The 25,661-nt window shown below is 40.6% G+C and carries 17 protein-coding genes; 8 read left to right on the top strand and 9 right to left on the bottom strand.

Annotated elements, in window-relative coordinates; all coding sequences use genetic code 11:
* Positions 1-569 precede the first annotated feature (569 nt).
* The 7 genes from G3T18_RS18430 to tig form a co-directional block, all read right to left on the bottom strand.
* Positions 570-1,112, bottom strand: coding sequence for a type IV pilin-like G/H family protein (locus tag G3T18_RS18430; RefSeq protein WP_224412049.1), 543 nt, complete (start codon positions 1,110-1,112; stop codon positions 570-572).
* Between the two features lie 102 nt (positions 1,113-1,214).
* Entirely contained in the window at positions 1,215-2,942 is a 1,728-nt protein-coding gene (locus tag G3T18_RS18435) for a serine/threonine protein kinase (protein ID WP_224412050.1), read from the bottom strand.
* A gap of 181 nt (positions 2,943-3,123) precedes the next feature.
* Entirely contained in the window at positions 3,124-4,731 is a 1,608-nt protein-coding gene (locus G3T18_RS18440) for a peptide ligase PGM1-related protein (RefSeq protein ID WP_224412051.1), read from the bottom strand.
* A 255-nt stretch (positions 4,732-4,986) separates the two neighbouring features.
* On the bottom strand, positions 4,987-5,829 hold the full coding sequence (locus tag G3T18_RS18445; RefSeq protein ID WP_224412052.1) for an alpha/beta fold hydrolase: 843 nt from the start codon (positions 5,827-5,829) through the stop codon (positions 4,987-4,989).
* 56 nt (positions 5,830-5,885) lie between these two features.
* Positions 5,886-7,229 (bottom strand): ATP-dependent protease ATP-binding subunit ClpX, encoded by a 1,344-nt coding sequence (gene clpX, locus G3T18_RS18450; RefSeq protein ID WP_224412053.1) that lies wholly within the window; start codon positions 7,227-7,229, stop codon positions 5,886-5,888.
* Between the two features lie 9 nt (positions 7,230-7,238).
* Positions 7,239-7,952 (bottom strand): ATP-dependent Clp endopeptidase proteolytic subunit ClpP, encoded by a 714-nt coding sequence (clpP, locus tag G3T18_RS18455; protein ID WP_224412054.1) that lies wholly within the window; start codon positions 7,950-7,952, stop codon positions 7,239-7,241.
* Between the two features lie 387 nt (positions 7,953-8,339).
* The gene (gene tig, locus G3T18_RS18460) at positions 8,340-9,770 is read right to left on the bottom strand and encodes a trigger factor (protein ID WP_224412055.1); all 1,431 of its coding nucleotides are present in this window, start codon (positions 9,768-9,770) and stop codon (positions 8,340-8,342) included.
* Positions 9,771-10,309: 539 nt separating this feature from the next.
* Between tig and G3T18_RS18465 the strand changes: the two genes are divergently transcribed.
* From G3T18_RS18465 to G3T18_RS18485, 5 genes are all read left to right on the top strand, one after another.
* Positions 10,310-11,350: an aspartate-semialdehyde dehydrogenase gene (locus tag G3T18_RS18465; RefSeq protein WP_224412056.1), complete on the top strand. Its 1,041-nt coding sequence runs from the start codon at positions 10,310-10,312 to the stop codon at positions 11,348-11,350.
* Between the two features lie 26 nt (positions 11,351-11,376).
* Positions 11,377-12,267 carry a 4-hydroxy-tetrahydrodipicolinate synthase gene (dapA, locus tag G3T18_RS18470; protein ID WP_224412057.1) on the top strand — a complete coding sequence of 297 codons (891 nt, stop codon included), beginning with the start codon at positions 11,377-11,379 and terminating at the stop codon, positions 12,265-12,267.
* 206 nt (positions 12,268-12,473) lie between these two features.
* Positions 12,474-14,231, top strand: coding sequence for a ribonuclease J (locus tag G3T18_RS18475; RefSeq protein WP_224412058.1), 1,758 nt, complete (start codon positions 12,474-12,476; stop codon positions 14,229-14,231).
* Positions 14,232-14,442: 211 nt separating this feature from the next.
* Complete coding sequence (gene blaOXA, locus G3T18_RS18480; RefSeq protein ID WP_224412059.1) at positions 14,443-15,285, top strand: class D beta-lactamase; 843 nt, start codon at positions 14,443-14,445, stop codon at positions 15,283-15,285.
* A 565-nt stretch (positions 15,286-15,850) separates the two neighbouring features.
* Entirely contained in the window at positions 15,851-20,836 is a 4,986-nt protein-coding gene (locus G3T18_RS18485; protein ID WP_224412060.1) for an Ig-like domain-containing protein, read from the top strand.
* 74 nt (positions 20,837-20,910) lie between these two features.
* Here the strand turns inward: G3T18_RS18485 and G3T18_RS18490 are convergent, their stop codons facing one another.
* Both G3T18_RS18490 and G3T18_RS18495 read right to left on the bottom strand, forming a co-directional pair.
* Positions 20,911-22,347 carry an adenylate/guanylate cyclase domain-containing protein gene (locus G3T18_RS18490; protein ID WP_224412061.1) on the bottom strand — a complete coding sequence of 479 codons (1,437 nt, stop codon included), beginning with the start codon at positions 22,345-22,347 and terminating at the stop codon, positions 20,911-20,913.
* Positions 22,348-22,447: 100 nt separating this feature from the next.
* On the bottom strand, positions 22,448-23,176 hold the full coding sequence (locus G3T18_RS18495; RefSeq protein WP_224412062.1) for a 4'-phosphopantetheinyl transferase family protein: 729 nt from the start codon (positions 23,174-23,176) through the stop codon (positions 22,448-22,450).
* Between the two features lie 147 nt (positions 23,177-23,323).
* Between G3T18_RS18495 and G3T18_RS18500 the strand changes: the two genes are divergently transcribed.
* The 3 genes from G3T18_RS18500 (at position 23,324) to G3T18_RS18510 (ending at position 25,592) form a co-directional block, all read left to right on the top strand.
* Positions 23,324-23,920, top strand: a complete 597-nt coding sequence (locus G3T18_RS18500; protein WP_224412063.1) for a hypothetical protein — start codon at positions 23,324-23,326, stop codon at positions 23,918-23,920.
* 54 nt (positions 23,921-23,974) lie between these two features.
* Positions 23,975-24,925 (top strand): peptidoglycan-binding domain-containing protein, encoded by a 951-nt coding sequence (locus G3T18_RS18505; protein WP_224412064.1) that lies wholly within the window; start codon positions 23,975-23,977, stop codon positions 24,923-24,925.
* Positions 24,926-24,989: 64 nt separating this feature from the next.
* Positions 24,990-25,592: a hypothetical protein gene (locus G3T18_RS18510; protein WP_224412065.1), complete on the top strand. Its 603-nt coding sequence runs from the start codon at positions 24,990-24,992 to the stop codon at positions 25,590-25,592.
* The last annotated feature ends 69 nt before the right edge of the window (positions 25,593-25,661 follow it).

The following is a 25,661-nucleotide window of genomic DNA, read 5'->3' on the forward strand; positions in this document are numbered from 1 at the left end:
CTAGTAGGAGAGGGGCTGGGGGAGAGGTTATCTTCATATCTTTCTTCAACTCTTTCATCTTCTCCCCTCTCCTAGTAGGAGAGGGGCTGGGGGAGAGGTTATCTTCATATCTTTCTTAAATTTCAAACAGTCTCGCTTTGACAAGGGGTAACAAAGGAAGGTAGATTCTTATTTTATTCTTAGAGCATTTATTTTCTACTTAAAGCCAATTTCCAACCAATAATTAATCGAAAAATTTCTCTCCCTTTACCAAGGCAAAATCATTTCATTTCCCACTAAGATTTATCTAACCTAACCCCCCAACCCCCTTCCCTTGAAGGGAAGGGGGAGTAATTAATATCTTTAACTCTTTCATCTTCTCCCCTCTCCTAGTAGGAGAATTTATGGGGGAGAGGTTATCTTCATATCTTTCTTCAACTCTTTCATCTTCTCCCCTCTCCTAGTAGGAGAATTTATGGGGGAGAGGTTATCTTCATATCTTTCTTTAACTCTTTCATCTTCTCCCCTCTCCTGGTAGGAGAATTTATGGGGGAGAGGTTATCTTCATATCTTTCTTCAACTCTCCATCTCTACTCAACTAAAGTAGAACCGGGCGGACATTCTACAGCAGAATTATACACCAAAACTGGCATTTCAGGAGGCGGTGCAGCAGCCAATTCACTTTGACAAATACCCGTGACAGTATCGGTTAAATTATCATCACTCTTGACAACAAATACAGCACCAGTATAGCTTCTTAAAATTGCTTCCCGAGGTGTAGCCATAATCTTAACGCTGTTATCTGGTTGTAGTTCAATGTCATAAGTATAGTTAACTTCTGAGGGGGGATTTAAACCTAATTCCTCCCAAGAATCAGTGAATTTTTTTTCTTGTAAGAAATAAGCTTCCTCACCATTAAGAAAACTTTTAACGTACAATTTACCTTCTGATTCTCTAGCTTTAGTTGCTTGGTTAAGTAAACTCGGCAACAAGATTGCTCCACCAATCATTAGAATAAAAATTAAACCTAAACAACCGCAACCAATTCCGCCAATAATTAAAAGTATTTTCAGCCCTGAATTTTGTTGTTGAGGTGGGGTAGGTTCGTTTTGAAAGTCTGATGGTTGGGTCATGTTTAAATATTTGTAGTTTAGCTATTTTTGGGTTGCGATTTCAAGCTATTCAAGCTACAAATAGGTTGTCAAGCTAAGTACATAAAACTTAATTTACTTGCTTTAATCGCCAGCCATTTTTTTCAATAACGGAACTAATAAATAATAACTAATACCTAGAGATAAACCCAAACTTGCACCAAGGAAGGCAAAAAAGGCAATAGTTGCGCCTAAATATAAATAATCAGGCTGAGAAAAAGACAAAATTTCTCTAACTACATTATTCGGAAGAACATCAAACTTTACCAAAGTAGCAAATAACGCTCCTGTTCCTAATAATACTACTAAAGTATGGACAAATTTGTAGCTAGATAAACCAAAACCTAGAACTACAGGAATAACTGCTACAACTAAAAAGGAGAGAAATTGAACTATTTCTGAACCAGGCATAATTTGCCAAATTAACCAACCGAAAATGTAACTAAAAAAGCCACTTATTCCGGCAAGAAAAAAACGGCGATCTTGTCCAAAACCTCCGGCTGCGGTTAAACCTAAAGCTGTTCCCAAACCAGCACAACCAAACAAAAGCATTTCTTTGGCTAAGATTAATTCAATATTGGGAAAAAAGTCACTAAATTGCTGTGTTATCCAAGTTTCTAAGTTAGCACCCATAGGAGTCACAAAGCTTATTAAAAAGCCAATAATTGTGCCGATCGCTGCACCAATTGCTCCTAATAACATTTCTTTCATAGTATCTAAACAAGCGAGAACAATTTTCTCAATAATCCGCCCAGTAAATTTAATTAATTTGACTAAAGTTTGTTTAAAATAATAAAGTAATAGTAATATTTTGTGCTTAAATCTAGCTAATTTTTCAGTAATATTTTGCTTGATTTCAGTCCAAGTAATTTTTTTCTTTTTGCGTTTGGGACGAGGAATTTTTGCAAGACGACGTTGGATTTGACGGGCTGTAGCGGGTCGTTTTCGGATATCTAATTGAATCAAATCGTCAAGTAAATTAGCGAAAATTGGATTAACTTTCACGAGATGTTGCCATCGTAATTCACCTGTGAGAGAATCTTCTAATTCGGAGGGATGTTTTCCAGTTAGTAATTCGATCGCTGTTTGTCCCAAAGCATAAAAATCTGTAGCGGGAGTAACTTGACCACCTGCAATTTGTTCGGGGGGACTGTAACCTGTAGAAAACAGCCGTGTAGACGTATCTTTTCGCTTGCGTCTACCGATTTGTTTGGCGCCACCAAAATCAATTAAAACTAACTTAGTTTGATTAGTTATTGAGGAAATATTTGTGGGATTACGAAGCATTAAATTAGATGGTTTAATGTCTCGATGAATGATTTTACGGCGATGTAGTTGGTGTAAAATTGCTACTGCTTGGTTGAACCAGTTTAATACCCAAGCTTCGGGACATCCTTGAGGATATTTGTCGAGTATATCTTCAAGAGTTTGTCCGTCAATTTTTTCCATTACTAAACAGTAAAGTTGACCTTGTGGAGTTTGAACTTGAAAATAACCTTTAGCCTCAACTTTTGGGACTCCTGGATGATGTAAACTAGCTAAAACTGCTGCTTCTTGGACGAAAAGTTTAATCGCTTTTTCCGATTTTGTGGTAAGAACTTTTAAGACAAGTTCAGTTTGTTTTTGTAAGTCCCAAACTGTGAAAATTTTTGCGAAACCACCCGATCCTAGACATTGTAGAGGAAGATAGCGATCGCGTAAATGTAAAGGAGTCCCGCAGCGATCGCAAAATTTGTTGTTCCCCGGCTGAGGATAGGGACGGGGACAGTTAGAATTAATACAGTGAATAAATGCGGGAAGAGGTTGTGACACAACTATTGGGGGTTGGGGATTGGGGGTTGGGGATTGGGAATTGGGGATTGGGAATTGGGGATTAGGGATTGGGAATTGGGGATTGGGAATTGGGGATTAGGGATTGGGGATTGGGGATTAGGAGGATAAACTGATAACTGTTAACTGTTCACTGATAACTGTTAACTGTTAACTGATTAACTCACTCTTCACCACTCCAAGTAATCGGTAAACTTGGAGAAACAGTCAAACAACTAGGACGATTGTCTTTTTCCGTTTCACGATCCAAAACTTTTTTAACTCGCTGATAAATTGCATCTGCTTCTGCGAATGAGTTACCGATGCTAGTTAACCCTAATTTACCAAATTCCGACAGCGCCCCCATCAAATGAAAGATCGTACCAGTTTTGGTGCTGGTATCGAAATGTAAGCGGTGATAAGCAATTAAATCCATTAAATCTGTCGGTAGTAAACCGCGATAATGTTCTTTTTGTAAATTATCTGTAGCAATATAATATTTTTCTTGACCGTGTTGGCTATAAAATGAACCTGTTTCTAGTTGATAATCACCATTCGTGAGTAATTTTAAAGTCATAAAAGGATGAGTTGTTCCTCCTTTGCGCAAGTTTATTTCAATTGCTTGAATATCCCATTTTTGAGTATTTAGTTGACGAACAGCGAGAAAATCAACGCTGTAGCGTTCCATTGCACCTTTTGCAGCTAAAGCTTGACCGACTTTAATTCCTAATTCTTGTAATTTCAGACGATATTCACTATTAGCAGGAAAGCGACAACCGAGATAAATTTGACCGTCGGGTCCGCCAAGAATTTGGTCGTGGGTAGAGAGAATTTCTACTTCTCCCCTAGGACTAATATAGCCTTGAACGCTTGGCGATCGCTTTTCTTCTCCTTCGATAAATGCTTCGACAATTGCCCCTAATTCAGGTATTCTCGCGGAAAAGTTTGCCCAAGTTTCATTTTTTGCTTGGAAACTGAGATTTTCGAGACGTGATTTTATTGCTGCAATTGTCGCTTCGCGATCGACTAAATTGGGCGCATATTTTTGAATTGGACGTAAATCTAAAATTGCATTTCCTTCTCCAGAAAAGCCTTCATTTAATTTCACAACCATTCTGGTTAAATGGGGTTGACGCGCCCACAAATCGGCAGTCGCCGTCAGTAATTCTGCTTCATTTTCTAAGTTTTGGCTACCATCGGGATGAGGAATATTACAATTAGCAAATATTTCCCGGCTACCGCATTTAGAACCCCAATATTTCAGTTCTGGAGAAGATGCTAGCAAAGGAATTCTTAATTTTAATGATAGCTCTTGCTCGAACCAGGTAGAATTGAAACAAACCATGTAAGATTTACCCGGTCGAATTGCTTTGCGAATGCGTTCTACTAGTCGAGGACGTTCTAAAATTTTTTGGGAGAGAGGTTTAAGAGAAGCATCGTAGGTGGAAAGCAGTAACAGACGCGATCGCGCGTGAGAAAATGGTATTCCTGGTAAAAGCTGCAAATAATAATCGATAATTATTGGGGAAAGCGGAACTCCTGTAACATAGATCAAACGCGTGTGAGGATTACGCAAGCGAATCAAGGAAAATAACAGTCGTTCTTCGTAGTGAAGAAAACCCTCTATTTTGCCTAATTCGCGCTGGTCTAAACTAAACGAAGGTATGACGACAATATCATAATCATCTTGGTCAAAAAGATCGACACTATGCCAGCGATCGCGTAACTTATTTTGTAAATCCCGAAACTTCGCTGTCTGTTCGGGGGAACTCTGACAATTTAAACTCTGCATTCGCGCTTATCTACCTTTTACGCCCCTAAAAGCAATCTTAGCTGATGATTAGGACTTACGATATCTATCTTCGGAAGTTGCGCGTAATTTGTTACCAAACCTTAAATCCAACTTTTTGTTAGCAATGGTAAATCATTCGTGAAATTTGTCGAGACTAAAATGCAACGTCTCTACATAAAGTAGTTAAATATTTTTACAAATCATCTACTTTTGCTATAACCTTTTACATCTAATTTCCCCTGCGCGACAAGTTGGTTAACTAACCCCCACAAAATCTTTAATTTTCTGTAAATAAGTTGGTGCATCTTCCAACATCGGAAAATGAGCCGTTTCTGCTATTTCAAAATACTCAACTCGATCGCTTAAACTTGCGGCTTCTCTACCCATTGCTGCGGGAATAATTTGGTCATATTCTCCGGCAACTAACAACGTCGGTACGGTAATTTTCGCAAATTCTTGGGGCATTACTTCTACTGCTTTCTTACTCACTGAAGTAAAAATTGTCCCTAAAGCTGCTTCGTAATCTGCTAACAAAAAATCTTCTAAAAAAGCTTTACTAATCTGGCTTGGCAGCGATCGTCGTAAAAATCTTGCCATAAACAATTTATCTGCAAAAGGAACCTTTAAAAACCAGTTATAGCGAAACTTAACGACATAACCACCAAACTTATAAAAAGCAGCAAATGCTTTCTCGTCGTATTCAAAAATACCGCTACAAGTGAGGATTACTTTTTCTACTCGTTCGGGATACCGATTAATAAAAAATGTTGCCACCGATGCGCCCATCGAGTGACCGTTTAGATAAACTTTTTCTAACTCTAATTTATCCAAAAGAAGCGCCAGATCGTCAGCATATTCCTCTAATTCATAGCTTAATTCGCCTTCCACTGACTCAGTAATTAAACTCCGCCCAAACCCCCGCAAATCATATAACAAACAGTCAAAATCCTCAGCAAGCGCGGCTGCGGTACTTTCCCAATATCTGGCAGAACCGCCCCAACCGTGAACAAAGACCATTACAGGCTTGGGTGTGGTACTATCTGGCTGACGTACCCATTCGTAGTAATGCTCGATACCCCGAATATTGATTTTCTGCATATACCACAAAAGTGGCTATTTGTCAAGCAAATAACCACTCCTTATTTACTAAACTACTAAGCTGATTCTGGTTTTGGTAAAGAAGAGGGATGTACCAGTAATTCTGCGGTCGATCGCTTCTCGACCATTTCCTTAGTCACCGTACAGCGACGGACATCTTTGCGAGAAGGTAACTCGTACATCACATCCAGCATCAATTCTTCGACGATACTGCGTAAAGCCCGCGCCCCTGTTTTTCGGCGATAAGCTTCTTGGGCGATCGCGCGCACCGACTCAGGATTAAATTCTAGCTGTACGTTATCCATCTTCAGCAGTTTTTGATACTGCTTCACCAAAGCATTACGCGGCTCGGTTAAAATTTCCATGAGCGCCTCTTCATCGAGAGGATCGACTACCGCCACCACCGGAATCCGACCGACAAATTCCGGAATCATGCCAAACTTAACGAGATCGTCTGGTTGGAGGTGTCGAACTACATCGGCGGCGCGTTTTTCCTTAGACTGTGTATCTCCGGGACGGACAAAGCCCATTGATTTTTTGCCAACACGCTGTTCTACCACCTTATCCAAACCGACAAAAGCACCACCACAGATAAACAGGATATTGCTGGTATCGATTTGGATGCAATCTTGATAAGGGTGTTTGCGTCCACCTTGAGGAGGAACATTAGCGATCGTACCTTCCAGCATTTTCAGCAGCGCTTGCTGCACCCCTTCCCCAGAAACATCCCTCGTGATCGAGGTATTTTCACTTTTACGAGCAATTTTATCTATTTCGTCAATATAGATAATTCCTCGTTGCGCCTCTTCCACATCCAATTCCGCCACCTGAAGCAGTCGCAGCAAAATGTTTTCCACATCTTCCCCCACATAACCTGCTTCTGTCAGCGTCGTCGCATCTGCTACCGCAAAAGGCACATCGAGAATTTTCGCTAGGGTTTGGGCTAAGAGAGTTTTACCGCAACCCGTCGGTCCAATCAAGAGAATATTCGATTTTTGCAGTTCTACTGGGTCATCTGCATTTGCCTTGCCACTGTTTTTCGCAGCCGCAAAACTAAGACGCTTGTAATGATTGTATACTGCTACCGAGAGCACTTTTTTCGCCTCATCCTGACCGATAACGTGTTCGTCGAGATACTTTTTCAGTTCTCGTGGCTTAGGAATTTGACTCAAAGAAAGGCGGTCTGCATTCGAGCGACGTTTAGGTGCGGGATCTTCTGAGCGGGAGACTGGTTGCGTAGCTGAGGAGGCAGAATCGAGCAGCTCCTCGTCTAAAATTTCGTTACACAGTTCTACACATTCGTCGCAGATGTAGACTCCCGGACCCGCAATCAACTTGCGAACCTGCTCTTGGGATTTGCCGCAGAACGAACATTTTAGATGGGAGTCGTATTTTGCCATATCTGCCTCTTATTTAATCGAAGTGAGAGCAACTTTTGGCTCGGACATTTCTTGCCGAGAGATTACTTGGTCGATTAAACCGTATTCTTTAGCCTCTTGGGAGGACATGAAAAAGTCGCGTTCTGTATCAGCAGCAATTTTTTCTATTGGTTGACCAGTATGACTAGCCAATATTTCATTAAGTTGCTGTTTGATATAAAGGATTTCTTTTGCTTGAATTTCAATGTCAACTGCTTGACCGCGAGCGCCACCAAGGGGTTGATGAATCATGATCCGCGCTGAAGGCAGAGCCATGCGTTTGCCTTGGGTTCCGCCCGAAAGCAGAAATGCGCCCATACTGGCTGCCAGTCCATAGCATATAGTAACAACATCTGGGCGAATTTGCTGCATGGTGTCAAAAATTGCCATACCAGCATAGACACTGCCACCGGGAGAGTTGATATATAATTGGATATCTTTTTCGGGATCTTCAGCATCGAGAAATAAAAGTTGAGCCGCTACTGAATTAGCTACAGTGTCATCGATCGCCGATCCTAAAAATACTATTCTTTCTCGTAGCAGTCGAGAGTAAATGTCAAATGCTCTCTCGCCCATACCCGATTGTTCGACAACCATCGGGACGACATTACTTGCTTCGCAGTTGAAGGCGTGCGCGTAAATCGAGTTGACTTTTGGGTAATTGTGATTAATTATGGGATAATTTGGCGATTGAGATTTAACCATATAACTAAGCTCTAGGGAAACATTTTCTCTTGGAGGCTAGATGTATATTCATTTTACTTAGCTCTCCTGAAGCATAATTTTTTGGCTCTAGCAAGCTCCTCTTTTGACTATTATGCCTCAACCAGTTCCCGGAATGCTGGCGATCGCTAAATTTCTTGGGGACTGGTGAGGTGGGGACTGGGTTCAGTGAACAGTTATCAGTTATCAGTTATCAGTTTATACTCCTTGTCTCCCTAATCCCCAATCCCTAATCCCTAATCCCCAATCCCTAATCCCTAATCCCCAATCCCTAATCCCTAATCCCTAATCCCTAATCCCCAATCCCCAATCCCCAATCCCTAGTCCCCAGTCCCCAATCCCTAATCCCCAATCCCCAATCCCTAGTCCCTAATCTGAAGACACTTCTGTAGCTTCAACTTCGATCGCTTCGGGAGCGGAGCTAGTTTCTGTTTGCTCGGTTTGTTCAGCTTCTGCGGCTTTGGCTGCGGTTTCTGCTGCGAGGGAACCTTTGGGAACTAATTCGACGTTAGCTTTTTCTCTGAGCCAGTCGAGGGCTTTTTCTTTGCGTAAGTCGTCGGTGACAAAATCCCGCAATTTGTCTTCGTCAACTTCGCGATCGCTTAATTGTTCTTTTACCTCTTCCATACGGGTTTGGAGGTCTTCAGGAGCGACTTCGAGGGATTCACGTTTCGCGACTTCCAGCAAAGCGAGGGATTGTTTGAGACGGGCGATCGCATCGGGACGCGATCGCTCTCTCATCGCAGGCATATTTTCTTTGGTAAACAGTTGGCGCACGTCCATGCCATACTGTTGCATCTGCATTGCTGTTTGAGTGAGAACTGTTTCTACTTCCCGTTCGATCGTGGTTTCGGGAAGTTCCACTTCTGCTACTTCTACCAGCGCGTCAACAATTGCTGATTCAATGCTATTTTTCGTTTCTCGCTCAGCTTTTTCTTGAAATTGAGTTTCGATCGACTCGCGTAACTCTGCCATTGTTTCAAATTCGCTTACTTCCGCCGCGAAGTCGTCATCTAACTCTGGCAATTCTTTTTCCTTGAGTTCTTTCAGCGTAACGGTAAAAATCACCTCTTTACCCGCTAAATCTTCTCTGGGATAGTCTTCTGGAAATGTCACTGGAATTTCTTTAGTTTCCCCCGGATTCATTCCCTCTATACCTTGGGTTAAGCCTTCGATAAATCTTTCTGGTTCGAGTTCCAGTTGAAAATCTTTCGCCTCAGCCCCAGAAAGTTCTTCGGCTTCTTCTCCCTCAGCAGTAGCATAGCGACCTTGATAATCAACGATCGCCACATCTCCTGGTTGCGCGGGACGACCTTCAACGGGAATTAAGGTTGCTTGTTCTACTCGCTTGCTTTCGAGAAATTCATCCACCTCCTTGGGTTCGTAAACCGTTTCCTCGGCTTTGACGCTTAAGTTGCTGTAATCTCCTAAATTAACTTCCGGAGGAACGTCTACCGAAGCCAAAAACGTTAAGGTTTCTCCAGGTTCGTACTTTTCGATCAACTCCTCAAAGTTGGAACGAAGTTGATAATTGCCCAGGACTGCTAATGATTCTTGTTCAACCGCTTGTTGCAGGCTTTCTTGAATTAACTCTTCGAGGACTGTCGCTTTGATGCGTTGAGGTCCCAATCGCTGTAACAAAACTTTACGCGGTACTTTACCCTTACGAAACCCAGGCAGATTTACCGAGCGGGCAAGGTTTCGCAAGACTTTTTCGTAGGTTTGTTTGCTCTTTTCGGCGGGAATTTCTATTTCCAGACCAATCTGACTAGCGGGAAGCTTTTCCTGGGTGACTTTCATGGATACTTTTTTGTGACAACTAAAGTAATTTTTGACTGGGATTCCCATTTCTGGGAATAAAGATTAAGCTAAATTTAAGAATCCTTATGATATCCTAGTTTGGCAACCAGCTTGCAAGAGATCGGCGGTGCAAAGGTGGTTAGCTCTGGGTTAACCTATTCTCTAATACTCTAATAGTATCGAGTGTGTGTTTGGGTTGCAATCTGACTAGCGGGTTAGGATGATTGGCGCTTTCACCAAATCTCCGCTCGCAGTTAAGGCAAGGTAAGATTTTTGAGTAACAAGCAAGGAGATCCCGCTTGAGGTTCTTTCTAGCTTGACTAGCGCCTCCGAAAATTGTCTAACCCAAGTTCGCCATCACTTTCGGTTTTAAGCGATGAATAAACTATTAAAATGAAAAGATGAGCAATCAATTTGCCGAAATTAAACTGAATTAATTATAAAAGCCCGGAAGAGAAACATATTATTAAACATTTGTCAATAAGCAAAAAAATATTAACATCACTCAATTAACCAGAGAAAAAACGGAGGGTCTAAATTTGTCAAGTAAAATTAATGTTGCGATTCTTGGTGCCACAGGAGCAGTAGGTACTGAATTGCTCGAACTATTGGCAAGTCGTCAATTTCCAGTAAACAAGCTGAAATTGTTGGCTTCTCCTCGTTCAGCCGGAACGAAGCTTAGTTTCCGAGGGGAAGAGTTAACAGTAGAAGCAGTAGGTGATGATTCTTTCGCGGATGTAGATTTAGTTTTGGCATCGGCTGGGGGTTCAACCTCGAAAGTTTATGCTCCCAAAGCTGTCGCCGCCGGAGCGGTAGTAGTGGACAATTCTAGTGCTTTTCGTCTTGACCCGAATGTGCCATTGATTGTCCCGGAAATCAATCCAGAAGCGGCAAAAGCACATCAGGGAATCATTGCTAATCCTAACTGTACGACGATTTTAATGGCGATCGCCGTTTACCCACTGCATCAAGTAAGCCCGGTAAAACGGATTGTGGTGGCTACTTATCAGTCAGCTTCGGGTGCAGGTGCGCGGGCGATGGAAGAGGTGAAAACCCAGGCACAAGCAATTTTAAATGGAGAGACAGCCAAACCAGAAATTTTTCCGCACGCGATCGCCTTTAATTTATTTCCGCATAACTCGCCGCTCAATGACAACGGCTATTGCGAGGAAGAAATGAAAATGGTCAACGAAACTCGCAAAATTTTTAACGCCCCAGAATTGCGCGTTAGTGCTACTTGCGTGCGGGTTCCCGTACTTCGCGCTCATTCAGAAGCCGTTAATTTAGAATTTGCCCAACCTTTTAATCGGGATCGCGCTAGAGAGATTTTGGCAAAAGCTCCTGGAGTAAAATTAGTAGAAGATTGGGGTGCAAATTACTTCCCGATGCCAGTAGATGCAACAAATCGGGATGAAGTTTTAGTCGGGAGAATTCGCCAAGATATTTCTCACGAATGCGGCTTAGAATTGTGGTTGTGTGGCGACCAAATTCGCAAAGGTGCTGCTTTAAATGCAGTCCAGATCGCAGAATTATTGGTGAAAGAAAATTTGCTGCGCTCGGCAGCAACAGTGTCAGTATAAAACTAAAACAAAAGTAAAAATGAGCAATGACAGTTGAACTATTTGGACGGGTAATTACCGCAATGGTGACACCGTTTGCTGAAGATGGCAGCGTGGATTATGGTGTTGCTGAAAAGCTAGCCGCACATCTAGCAGAAAATGGTAGTGATGGAATCTTGGTTTGTGGTACTACCGGAGAATCTCCGACTTTAACTTGGTCAGAAGAGTATCAGTTATTTCAGGTAGTGCAAAAAGCAGTCCGAGGTAAAGCAAAAGTAATCGCCGGAACAGGATCGAATTCTACTCGCGAAGCGATCGCCGCAACCCAAAAAGCTGCTAAACTAGGATTAGATGGCTCTTTGCAAGTGGTTCCCTATTACAATAAACCACCTCAAGCAGGACTTGAATTGCACTTTCGCTCGATTGCTCTTGCTTGTCCCGATTTGCCAATAATGCTTTACAATATTCCCAGTCGTACGGGTCAAAATCTGCAACCAGAAACAGTTGCTAAACTAGCAGAAATAGATAATATTGTGGCAATAAAAGAAGCTAGTGGTAACTTAGATAATGTAAGTCAAATTCGAGTTAATACCTCTGAGTCTTTTGGAATTTATTCTGGTGACGACAATCTGACTTTACCAATTTTGTCTGTAGGTGGAACGGGAGTTATAAGCGTTGCTAGTCATTTGGTTGGAGATAAGTTACAAAAGGCGATCGGTAATTTTGTAGTTGGAAAAACTGCTGAAGCAAGTAAAATTCATGGTGAATTATTGTCTTTATTTAAAGCTCTTTTTTGTATCACAAATCCGATTCCCATTAAAGCAGCTTTGACGATGCAAGGGTGGAATGTAGGTAGCGTTCGTCCGCCTCTTTGCGAAATCCCTCCAGATTTAAAAGCAAAATTAGAAAAAGTTTTACAGGAACTGGCATTGCTGTAGATTTGGCGAGCAAAAATTAAAGAAGAGAAATTGCCAAAGTGAGCGAAAAAAGTTGGCTGCCGACCCATTGTTTATCCTGAAAAAAACCAAGGGTAAATTAATCACAAATTTGGTTAGAGGTTAAGTAACTAATTAACTGTCAACAAAAAGAAAAAGTTAATTAACAAAAGTTTTAGAACAGACGAAAGTGTCAAAAAAGGAGATACATGAGTAAGAAAGAATCAAAACCAACAGTAAAAATTATTCCTCTCGGTGGATTACACGAAATTGGGAAGAATACTTGCATCTTTGAATACGAAGACGAAATGATTTTGTTAGATGCAGGGATTGGTTTTCCCTCGGATGATATGCACGGAGTTAATATCGTTTTACCCGATATGACTTATGTGCGGGAAAATAGCCATAAAATAAAAGGAGCGATCGTGACCCACGGTCACGAAGACCATATTGGCGGTATAGCTTATCATTTGAAGCAATTTGACATTCCGGTGATTCACGGTCCAAGATTGGCGATCGCCTTATTGCAAGACAAAATAGAAGAAGCTGGAGTTAGCGATCGCACCAAACTCAAAACCGTTGTTCCTCGCGATATCGTCAGAATTGGGAAATCATTCTTTGTTGAGTTTATTCGCAATACCCACTCAATCGCGGATAGCTTTACCGTCGCAATTCACACCCCCATCGGCGTAATTATTCACACAGGTGACTTTAAAGTTGACCATACTCCCGTCGATGGTGAATTTTATGACTTTCATCGCCTCGCCGAACATGGTGAAAAAGGTGTATTGTGCTTATTAAGCGATTCTACCAACGCCGAAGTTCCGGGATTTACTCCTTCAGAAAGGTCGGTTTATCCTAACTTAGACCGAATTATGGGTCAGGCTGAAGGACGCTTGATGATTACTACCTTTGCTTCTTCGGTACATCGGATCAATATGATCTTGGAATTAGCGCAAAAGCATAATCGCGTGGTTTCGGTTTTGGGTAGGTCAATGTTAAACGTGATTGCTCATGCACGCAAACTGGGTTATATTAATTGTCCCGATCGCTTGTTTGAACCGATCAAAGCCGTTCGCAATTTACCCGACGAGAAAGTGCTGATTTTAATGACAGGTTCTCAAGGAGAAACCTTAGCTGCAACCACTCGCATTGCTAAAGGCGAACACCGACAAGTTAAAATTAAGTCAGGCGATACGGTCGTATTTTCCGCTAATCCGATTCCTGGTAATACTCTAGCCGTGGTTGATGTAATTGACCGCTTGATGATGCAAGGTGCAAAAGTAGTTTACGGTCGTCATCATGGAATTCACGTTTCTGGTCACGGAGCGCAAGAAGACCAGAAATTGATGTTAGGCTTGACAAAACCCAAGTTTTTCGTTCCCGTTCACGGTCAGTATCGAATGCTAGTCGCTCATTCTAAGACGGCGAAAAGCATGGGTGTCCCCGAAGAAAATATGGTGATTATTAACAATGGGGATGTGATTGAATTGACGGCTGATAGTATTGGTATTGGCGGTCAAGTACCATCGGGTATTCAATTGGTCGATCGCGCGGGAATTGTTCACGAAAATGTGATGCAAGAACGTCAGCAATTGGCTGAAGATGGGGTAATTACTGTTGCGGCTGCGGTTGACTGGGAAGGTAAATTGTTAGCGAAACCAGAAATTCATTTGCGAGGTGTGGTGACATCGGTTGAGCGATCGCTGTTGCGCGAATTAACCACTCGAACGATTGAAAGGACATTAAGCGATCGCTGGGCGGAATTTGCTCATACTTTTGATGGCGAATTAGAAGTAGATTGGACAGGTTTAAGAACCGAAATTGAAACAGCTTTACAGCGACTTATTCGCCGCGAACTCAATATCTTCCCCTTGGTAGTTTTCTTAAGTCAAACTCCCGAACAACCTTTGGTTAAAGCCTCTAGTCGCCGTCGTCGGCGTTCTACCGCTCAAATTGCTTCTTAATTGAGTTTTTTTTAACATCAATTGAGGTTTTTGTCAAGATGTGACTCGGAACTTCTGGGTCGCATTTTTTCTTGTCTAAATCAATCAGTTAGATCTCTCTCCAGTAGCATCCCTCGACACACAAGGTATAGAATGTAAAAAATCCCCTCTCCTTGCAGGGGGTTGGGGAGAGGTCATCTTCCCAAATATTCTCAAATTTTGAGACCGGTAAATGAAAAAGACAATCAAGAAACGCCTAGGATTATTATTAATCTTCTTAACTACTTTTTCTAGTAGTTGGCAAATTCAGACTGTACAAGCTAATTCCACAACTAACAGCGAAATCGCCCAAACAACAAATTTTCAGCAACATTTTGACAGCTTAGGTGTTAACGGTTCAGTCCTTATTTATGACTTAAATCGAGACACTTTTTATCAACACAACCCTAATCGTAACTCCACAGCTTTTTCACCCGCTTCAACCTTCAAAATATTTAATTCCTTAGTAGCTTTAGAAACAGATGTAATTAAAGATGATGTAGATGTTTTAACTTGGGATGGAATTGAAAGAGGCTTTAATCCCTCTCTCATGAAAGTCTGGAATCAAGATTTAAACCTGCGTCTAGCTTTTAAGTATTCAGCCGTCTGGTTTTATCAAGTTCTTGCGCGGAGAATTGGCTATGAAAGAATGCAGAATTTTATTAATCAAGTTCAGTATGGTAATCAAAATATTGGGACAGCAGAATCAATCGATCGCTTTTGGTTAGATGCTGAATTACAAATTACTCCCCAAGAACAAATTAACTTTTTGCGTCGTCTTTATGAAAACAATTTGCCTTTTCAGCAGCGCAATATTGAGATAGTCAAAGACATTATGATTATGGAACAAACACCTAATTACACTCTGCGCGCAAAAACAGGTTTAACTCCTAAAGTAGGCTGGTATGTGGGTTACTTAGAACAGAATGATAATGTTTATTTCTTCGCTACTAATCTCAATGTTATTGCCGAAAAAGACATTGCTGCGAGAATAGAAATTACTAGACTGAGTTTACAAGAACTCGGACTTTTGTAATTTTTTCAGTTTTTCCTACTTTTTTAACTTTTTTAGTTAGATAAATAGTTGATTACAATCCGAGTAAGTATCAACACTGTACCAATTTATCATCTTTCTAAAGTTCGATCTACAGCAGATATAAGTAGATCGTCTTTTTTTAATCTTTAATTATTTTTATCTTAATTTTTTATTTATTAATTCTTAATCTAATTAAGATAAGTTATTTAACTGGCGATAACTTCGCAGAAAGGGAATATTAAAGCAATCGAGGGTTAACACAGTTCGTTAACGTCTAGTTATTAGTTAGTCGAAATGGAGATTATTTCCGGATAAATTAGCCAGATTAACAATTCTAGACAATTGGTTTGTGATTTAGTTGATTTTGTGAATATGTAAGGCGATATCTTGTCAACTTTGTCTCGATTTTACTTACAAATAAGAAAGCAAAATCAACTAGATTTCCTGGTTTAAGTTATAGCAAATCTAATGATAATTTGCCGAAAAAGGCTGATTAGCGAAAGTAAATTCTTGGAAGTGGGGTTGAAATCAAACCCAAATAGTGAGGAGTAAATAAATTAGAAAAATGGTGCAAATTAACGAAATTCGCATTGACCAACCTGACACTGATAACGATGAATACTTTGAGTTAACCGGAGATGCAAGTACATCTCTAGATAACTTAACCTATCTAGTTATTGGTGATGGAACTAACGGTAGTGGAGTTATTGAAGCTGTAGTTGACTTAAGTAGTAATACAATTAACAACGAAGGTTTCTTTTTGGCTGCGGAAAATACCTTTTCCCTAGCAACACCGGACTTAATAACTGACCTAAATTTTGAAAATAGCGATAATGTTACTCATCTACTTGTAGAAGGTTTTACAGGTAGCAATGGTGACGATTTAGACACGGATGATGATGGAACTCTTGATGTTATTCCTTGGTCATCAATTGTAGATTCAGTAGCCTTAATTGAATCAGAAACAAGCGGCGAAATCGTTTATAGTGATATTATTGTCGGACCAGATGGTAGTTTTGTCCCAGGACATATTTATCGTCTTCCTGATGATAGTGGTAACTGGAATATTGGTGGTTTTACTCTCAATACTAACGATACTCCTGGTACTTCCAACGATCCTACACCCCCACCTGAAGAAACTGTTCCTATCTACGAAATTCAAGGTTTAAATATTACTTCACCTCTGGCTGGGAATAATGTTACTACCACAGGTATCGTTACTGCTGTTGATAGTAATGGTTTTTACCTCCAAGATCCAGTAGGTGATGGTATTTCTGCTACTTCTGATGGTATTTTTGTCTTTACTGGTAGTCAACCAACAGTTAGCGTTGGTGATGAATTAGAAGTAGAAGGAACAGTTACAGAATTTTTTCCTGGTGGTGAAAGTACGGGTAATCTTTCCACTACACAAATTACCAGTTCCACAGTAACTATTTTATCAAGTGATAATCTTTTACCCGACCCAATTTTAATTGGTGGTGATGGAAGGATACCACCGACAGCAATTATTAACCCAAACGGGATAGAATTCTCTGAAAGTTTAGAAGGAATGCTAGTAACAGTAAATGATGCTGTTGCTGTTAGTCCAACTAATCGTTTTGGGGAAATATTCACCGTCGTTGATAATGGAGAAGCTGCGACTGGAATCAGCGATCGCGGTACGATCAATATTAGCCCGGAAGATTTCAACCCCGAACGAGTACAAATTCAGTTCGACGACGATTTATTACCAGATTTTGCCCCACAAGTCAAGGTCGGAGACGTTCTTGGTGACGTTACCGGAGTAGTTAGTTATGCTTTCGGTAACTTTGAAGTTTTAGTCACCGAAGAATTTACACCTACCGAAGGAAATTTAGAACCAGAAACCACAGATTTAGTAGCAACAGAAACCAAATTAACAGTTGCTAGTTATAATGTCCTCAACCTCGACCCCAACGACGCTGACGGTGACGAAGATATAGCCAACGGACAATTTGCAAATATCGCCAATCAAATCGTTACCAACCTGCAAACTCCTGATATTATCGCCTTACAAGAAATTCAAGACAATAGCGGTTCAACTGACGACGGAACCACTGCTGCTGACGTTACCTTACAAACCTTAACTGACGCAATTGTTACCGCAGGTGGAGTTAATTATAGCTTTATCGATGCACCAACAAATAATAACGAAAATGGCGGACAACCTGGTGGTAATATTCGTGTTGCTTACCTTTATAATCCCGCTCGAGTTAACTTGGTTTCCGGTTCTGTGGAAATCGTTACCGATGCAGATCTCAGCGACGGAGACGCTTTCGAGGACAGCCGCAAACCCTTAGCTGCTACCTTTGAATTTGCAGGTGAAGAAGTTACACTTATCAACAATCACTTCTCTTCTAAAAGTGGTAGTACCCCCTTATTTAGTACAGAACCACCAGTAAATGGTAGCGAAGACGAACGCATCGCCCAAGCTGAAGTTGTTAATAATTATGTTGACGATATTTTAGCAGCAAATGCTGAAGCTAACGTCATTGTTTTAGGTGACTTAAATGAATTTGAGTTTGAAACTGCTGTAGAAATTCTTGAAGGTGACATTCTCACCAATCTAACCGAAACTTTACCCGAAGACGAACGCTACACCTTTATTTTTCAAGGTAATTCTCAGTCACTCGACCACATTTTAATTAGCAATAATCTCGCTGAAGAAGCCGAGTTTGACATCGTTCATGTAAATACCGAATTTGCCGATGCAGCTAGCGATCACGATCCTTTAATAGTTAGCGTTGATTTGCAAGCCGAAACTACTACCTTTGCAGCAGTTAACGACGATGACGTTCGGACTTTCATCGATACACCTATAACAATTGATGTCCGAGAAAACGACATTGACGATGACGATGATTCTAGCGATTTACAAGTACAAAGTATTTCTGGTGCGAACAACGGTACTGTGGAAATAAACGCAGACGGAACGATTACTTTTACCCCAAATTCTGGTTTCAAAGGAAAAGAAGACTTCAATTATGTCCTTACTGATGACGAAGGAAATGAAGCCATAGGAAGGGTAATTGTGGAAGTTAGCGACGATTTACCGACGGAATTTGCTGCTGTAGATGATAACTTCTCTACTACCCCAGGTACTCCGGTAACATTCGATTTACTCGCGAATGATACTGACGATGATAATGACGATAGCGATTTAGAAATTACCAATATTTCTGGGGCTAGTAATGGTACGGTAGAAATTAATGCAGACGGGACAATTACATTCACACCTAACCCAAATTTCCGAGGAAAAGAAGACTTCTACTACACCCTGACTGACGATGAAGGTAATACAGATACAGGTCGCGCGATCGTTACTGTTAGTGAGGAACAAAACGAAGGATTTACGCTACAAATTCTCCATGCAGCCGACCAAGAAGGCGGTTTAACAGCAATTGAAGATGCAGTGAATTTTTCTGCGGTTATTGAAGGTTTGGCTAATGATTTTGCCAACACTTTACGGCTTTCTGCGGGAGATATTTATATTCCTGGTCCGTTCTTTACCGCTAGCGATGAAGTTTTTGGCGAACCGGGAATTGGCGATATTTTAATTAATAACGCCCTTGGTTTCCAAGCCGTTTCTTTTGGTAATCATGAGTTTGATTTGGGTACAAGTGTTGTAAAAACACTCCTCGAAGCTAACTCGGAAATTGATTTATCCGTAGTGGGCGAACCAGGGGAATTTCCAACTCTTCAAGGATTAGGAAATTATCCGGGAACGGCATTTCCTTATCTGAGTAGTAACTTGGATTTTGCCCCGGATCAAAACTTAGCTGGTTTAGTTGTGGAAGCAGGAGAAGAACCCGAAGGAAATACGATTACCAAGAGTGTCGTTATTGATGTTAATAACGAACCGATTGGTGTGATTGGGGCGACTACACCAATTTTAGAGTCAATTTCTTCTCCGGGAGATGTGGAAGTTTTCCCCGCAGATGCTGATGATTTTGATGCTTTAGCGGCAATTATTCAAGCAGAAGTTGATGCTTTGACCGCCCAAGGTATCGATAAAATTGTTTTGCTAGCCCACTTCCAACAAATTAGTATCGAACAGGAAATTGCAGCCCGTTTGGATGATGTGGATATTGTGATTGCAGGTGGTTCTAATACTTTACTTGCAAATGAGGACGATCCGTTGCGGGCTGGTGATGAAATCGAGGGACCTTACCCGATCGCTGTAGAATCAGAAGGCGAAACAGTTTATGTCATCAATACTGACGGAAATTACAAGTATGTGGGGCGTTTGGCGGTTACTTTTGACGCAAATGGCGTAATTACGGAAGTTCTCGACGAAAGTGGGGTTTATGCTACTGATGATGCGGGAGTTGACCGAGTTTATGAGTCAGATGTCGATGCAAGTGAGGTAGCAAATCCTTTAGTGGTGGAAGTGACAAACGCGATCGCTGATGTCGTCCTCGCTAAAGATGGTAACATTTTTGGGCGCACGGAAGTCTTCCTCAACGGTACGCGGGGTGATGTTCGTACTCAAGAAACTAATTTGGGTAATTTGACTGCGGATGCGAATTTGTTGATCGCTCAAGAGTACGATCCAAGTGTGGTGGTTTCGATCAAAAATGGTGGGGGAATTCGCGATAATATTGGTCGGGCGATCGTTCCTCCTGGTGGAACTTCTGATGACTTGGAGAAAACTCCCCCCGCAGCTAACCCGCTAGTTGGTAAGGAAACAGGAGATATTTCGCAACTGGATATCGAAAACTCGTTGCGTTTTAACAATGAACTGACGCTGTTAACGGTTACGGTTGAGGAACTCGAACAGATTTTAGAGTATGCTATCTCGGCTACCGAACCCGGTGCAACTCCCGGTCAATTTCCCCAAGTTGGGGGTTTGAGTTTCAGCTTCGATCCTGACGGAGTGGCGATCGCGATCGACGACAATGGTAACATCGTTACCGAGGGAACTCGCATCCAAAATGTTGCCCTCATTGATGAAGCAGGTAACGTCGAAACAGTTTTGGTGGAAAATGGCGAAATAGTGGTTGACCCCAACCAAGAAATTCGCCTCGTTACCCTCAATTTCCTCGCTGGCGGGGGCGATGGCTATCCTTTCGCTCTTTTTGGTGAAAACCGGGTTGACCTCGTAGAACAGCCAATTCCTGCGGGATCGCCGAATGTTGCTACTTTTGCAGCTAGCGGTACAGAACAAGATGCGTTAGCAGAGTATTTAGCCGCTAATTTCCCCTCCGATGACGATCCGAATACGCCAGTTTTCGATCTCGAAGATCTACCCCCCGCAGAAGATGAAAGGATTCAGAATTTGGATGCAGTTAGCGAAGATACTGTTCTCGGTGTCGCTGCGGTTGCAAGTTTAGCGGCTGCTACCGAACTCTTGACAAATCCAGAAATTTCTGCTCTAGAATCAAATGAGTTTGCTAGCGAGATAATCGAGTCACAACAGTTCAGTTTAGAACCGATGTCTTTAGACACTTTCTCTGCTGGTTTTGTCGGATTCGATCCCACATCTTTAGCAACAGTTGATGATAGTTCCAACGGAGATTTGGCAGTAATTTAACCTCAATTTTCTGAGAAGTCATTTCTCGATCGATACTTTCATTTGTAGAGACTAGCCATGCTAGTTTCTACAAATCAATTAAGACTAAGGCGATCGGGCGAATAATCTTTCTTAGCTAACAAAAGATAAGTCATCATCTTACCTTTGCCTTTAACCAGGATACAACCTCGTTCCTCAAATTCATACTTATCTTTAATTATCTCATAAGTTGTAGCGCTAACTTGAATAGCACCAGGAATTCCGTGAGACTCCATGCGACTCGCTGTGTTAACTGCATCTCCCCAAAGGTCATAAATAAACTTTTTCGTCCCAATTACACCAGCAACTACTTCTCCCGTATTAATTCCCACGCGAATATTAAATACCTCACCATGTTTAGCGCTAAATTTTTGCATTTCTGCTTGCATTTTCAGCGCCATTTCAGCAATTGCTTCAGCATGATCTGGACGGGGGATTGGTAAACCTCCAGCAACCATATAAGCATCACCAATCGTCTTAATTTTTTCTAATTTGTATTCTTCGCTAAAGCGATCGAAAGCCGAAAAAATCTCATTCAGTAACTTGACTAATTCTTCCGGATTTTTCCGCGAAGACAACTCAGTAAAACCGACCAAATCGGCAAAAAGGATCGTTACTTCGCTAAATCTTTCGGCAATATTAACTTGTCCTCGTTTCAACTGTTCGGCAATCGGTTCTGGTAAAATATTCAGTAAAAGTTGTTCGGATTTTTCTCTTTCAACCCGCAACTTATCCGCAGTTTGTTTTCTTTCCTTAATTTCCCAATCAACTCGCTCAAACATTTCATTAAAAGCAATCATAACTTGTCCTAATTCATCAGCCCGCTTAACTTGCAATGAGTAAAAATTAGGACGATCGCGTTCGGATTTTAAAGCATCTGCTACTAACATTAAATCGTCGCGCAGTCGGAGAATAGGAACGATAACCGTTGCTCCTAAAACAATCATAGTTGTTGTTGTGACTACAGCCGAAATCAACAAAACTAAAATTGCAATCCGAAGCGTATAATATAACAAACTTTGTTGAATTTTAGAAGCATCGTGTCGCACGACTAACGAACAAGCAATACCTAAATTTTGCGAAGAACGAGCAACATCATAACGCTTACCATCCCAACTACGCTGACGGACAAGATCGGCACCTTTCAAATCAGAAAAAGTAATTGCTGGTTCTTCACCATGAATTCCCACTAATTTTCCGCGAGCGTCATAAATTGCCACTCCTAAAATAATCTCCGAACCTTGAGTAAGTTTCGGGATTTTTTTCTCGAAAATTTTGGGACTCATTCGTTGTTCGCTCAAACGGACAATTGAGTCAACAACTTCCGCAGAAATCTCTTCTAACTGTCTTAATTGGCGAGCTTCTTCTCTTTTGTAAGAAGGAATTAAAATAATTATTTCGATGATAACAATACTAGCAAAAACCCAAATAACAATACGTCGCGATAAGCGAGCTTTAAAAGAGTTGAGTAGTGAAGAAATGTCGCCTAACATCAAAAAATCCTTTGCGAGCGTGCAAGAGCATCCAAAGATAGCGATGTCACCCTAACTTCTTCTGTTATACTCTGTTTTTTAGCTCGATTAATGAGTAATTTCAAAAGAAAAGTTGGAAATAATTTAGCTCCCAGTCGCTTCCTTCAACAGCTAAAGTTGCTACATAGTTTGGTGCTGGTGTCAAGCGTTGCAATGACCAACGATTGACTAAAGATCGAGAGCCGTCGATACTTAAGAGCATAGCTGGTGCTGTGAGCGAAACTGAGACTTCGACATCGGTTAATTTAGTTATTCCTTCTCCAGTAGCTTTCAAATAAGCTTCTTTACTCGTCCAAGCATAAAAAAAAGCTAATTGTCGATTTTCCGGAGGAAGAGAATTAATTATCGCTGCTTCTTGGGGAGAAAAAAAGCGTTGTGCGAGTTTTTCTGCATCAGGAAGCGATCGCAGATATTCTAAGTCTATCCCGATCGCGCGATCGCAACTCACCGCATACACAACTAATTCCTGCGAGTGAGACAAATTAAACACCAGTTGTCCGTAATTACCACGATCTTTGAGACTCGGTTTACCTTTCTCAGTGTAAACAAATTCTAAAGCTGCTGGCTTTCGCTGGACATAACCAGCTAAAATCTGTCGTAACCGTCCTCTACCGACCACAAAACGACGGCGATCGCGATCGAAATAAAATCGACTTGCTCTAGCTAACTCATCATCAGAAAGATAGGTTGCTAGCTTTTCTACCTCCTGAGTCGATAAATCCAGATTAGCACGCCACAAATGCACTTCCCGATTTGATATTGCTAAATTTGCTGGAGGATAACACCACATTTATACTACCCAGTTATCGGTGATTCAGATATGATTTATTTTACGCGATCGCGTCCGGCTCTTGACTGGCAATTCTTTGTAATTAACCTTACACTCTGTCTAAACAATTAACGATCTTATTAATTCATTTTTCCGAGGAAAATTCAAATGAAATGGGTCAAATATGTTTTAGCTTCTGCAATGGCAACACCCTTTTTTATTACCACAAAATCAGGTATTAGTCAAGAAATTCAAGCATTGCCTCAAGTACCGGGAATTGATATCAGTAGAGTCGAATATGTACCCGCCGAAAAAAATCGATCTCCCCAATTAGAACAAGCAATAATTAGGCATTTTGGTGAAGAAGTTTTAGACCCTGAATATCCAACTGAATATTCTTATAACATAGTCGATCTTAATGACGATGGCTACCCTGAAGCTTTAGTATATGTCCAAACTTTAAGACTATGTGGAACAGCAGGTTGTCCTACTTTAATTTTCCAAGGATCTGCACAAGGATACAGACAATTACGTTACGATCTTACTACCTATGGTGGCTTTATAGTTACTCCCCAAAAAACTAATGGTTGGAAAGATATTGTTAGTGCATATCGATGTCCAGATAATTTTAGTCAAACCTGCTATAGTATTAAAAGATTCAATGGTAGAGAATATCCATTTGCTCAAGTAATTTTACGAAGCACTATTACAGGTAAAGTATATTTGTTATTAGATAGATTTCATCAATTACATAATCTGAATTAAATTGGAATTTTCTAACGAAAATTAAGCTGCTATCTTAACGAAGGAGAAATTTAGATGAGATGGGTTAAATATGTTCTAGTTTTAGCGATTGTGACAACTTTTATTTTGACTACAAAATCAGGATTCAGTCAAGAAACTCAAAGATTACCTCAAGTACCGGGAATTGATATCAGTAGAGTCGAATATGTACCCGTCGAGAAAAATCGATCTCCCCAATTAGAACAAGCAATAATTAGGAATTTTGGTAATGACATTTTAAATTCTCAAAATTCACTAGAATACTCTTATAATAAAGTCGATCTTAATGACGATGGCTATCCCGAAGCTTTAGTATATGTCCAGACTGCAAGCTTTTGTGGTTCAGCAGGTTGTCCAACTTTAATTTTTCAAGGATTTCCACAGGGATATGGAGAAGTAATTTATGATAATCTTTCGCCATCTAGTGGCTTGATAGTTACTCCACAAAAAACAAATGGTTGGAAAGATATTATCGGTGCTGATAGATGCCCAGCCCCATATGATTATGCCGATCTTTGTTATATGATGACAAAGTTTGATGGAAGAAAATATTCGTCTGCGGAACTGATTTCTCGGAGAATTATTACGGGGAAAGCCGTTTTACTTTCAGCAAATTTTCATACTATAAATTCATCACAATCTCAACGAAATTATTCTCGCTGTACGAATAGTGATAATTATTGCTATCGATTAGGCGATCGCGGTCCAGCAATAGGACGTATAATTAGCTTACTCACAGATAAAGGATATCCCGTTAGCAACAATGACGACGTTTTCAATTCACAACTTGAAGCAGCAATTAAAAGGTTTCAGCGCGACAATAATCTACAAGCTGATGGTATTATAGGATTGAGAACTATTGAATTGCTTTGTCTTCCTGATGAAATTAATTCACCTAATTTATCTCAACATCGTTATAATCAATTAGGAGTAGCTCATCGTGTCTGTCAAACTTCTCTAAATAGTTATCCCGAAACTCTTAATTAACCTAAATTAAATTCAAATTTCGCAAGTAAAATTAATCTGCTATCTGAACGAAGGAGAAAGTTAGATGAAATGGTCTAAATATGTTCTAGTTTTAGCGATTGTGACAACTTTTATTGCTACTACAAAATCAGGATTTAGTCAAGAAATTCAAAGATTGCCTCAAGTACCGGGAATTGATATCAGTAGAGTTGAATATGTACCCGCCGAGAAAAATCGATCTCCCCAATTAGAACAAGCAATAATTCAAAATTTTGGAGAGGGATTTTCGATCGCTGAATTTCCAATTCAATATTCTTATAATACAGTCGATCTTAATGACGATGGCTATCCCGAAGCTTTAGTATATGTACAAAACTCAATAATATGTGGTTCACGAGGTTGTATAGCTTTAATTTTTCAAGGATCTGCACAAGGATACAGACAATTACGTTACGAGCGTATTACTTATGGTAGCTTGATAGTTACTCCCGAAAAAACTAACGGTTGGAAAGATATTATTGGTCCATACTATCACTGTTCAGATAATTTTACTACTTGCTATCTTATTCAAAAATTTAATGGCATAGAATACACCTCTGGTCAAGTAATTTCAAGAAGAACTATTACAGGTAAAGTATATTGGTTATTAGATAAATTTCATCAATTACAATCATCACAATCTCAATGAATACGGGAGTTTTTTTAACTTTAGACACATTCCATGCGTTAAACTAAATTTTTGGGAAAAGTTGCAAAG

It is taken from the genome of Oscillatoria salina IIICB1, from assembly GCF_020144665.1.
GTDB lineage: Bacteria > Cyanobacteriota > Cyanobacteriia > Cyanobacteriales > SIO1D9 > IIICB1.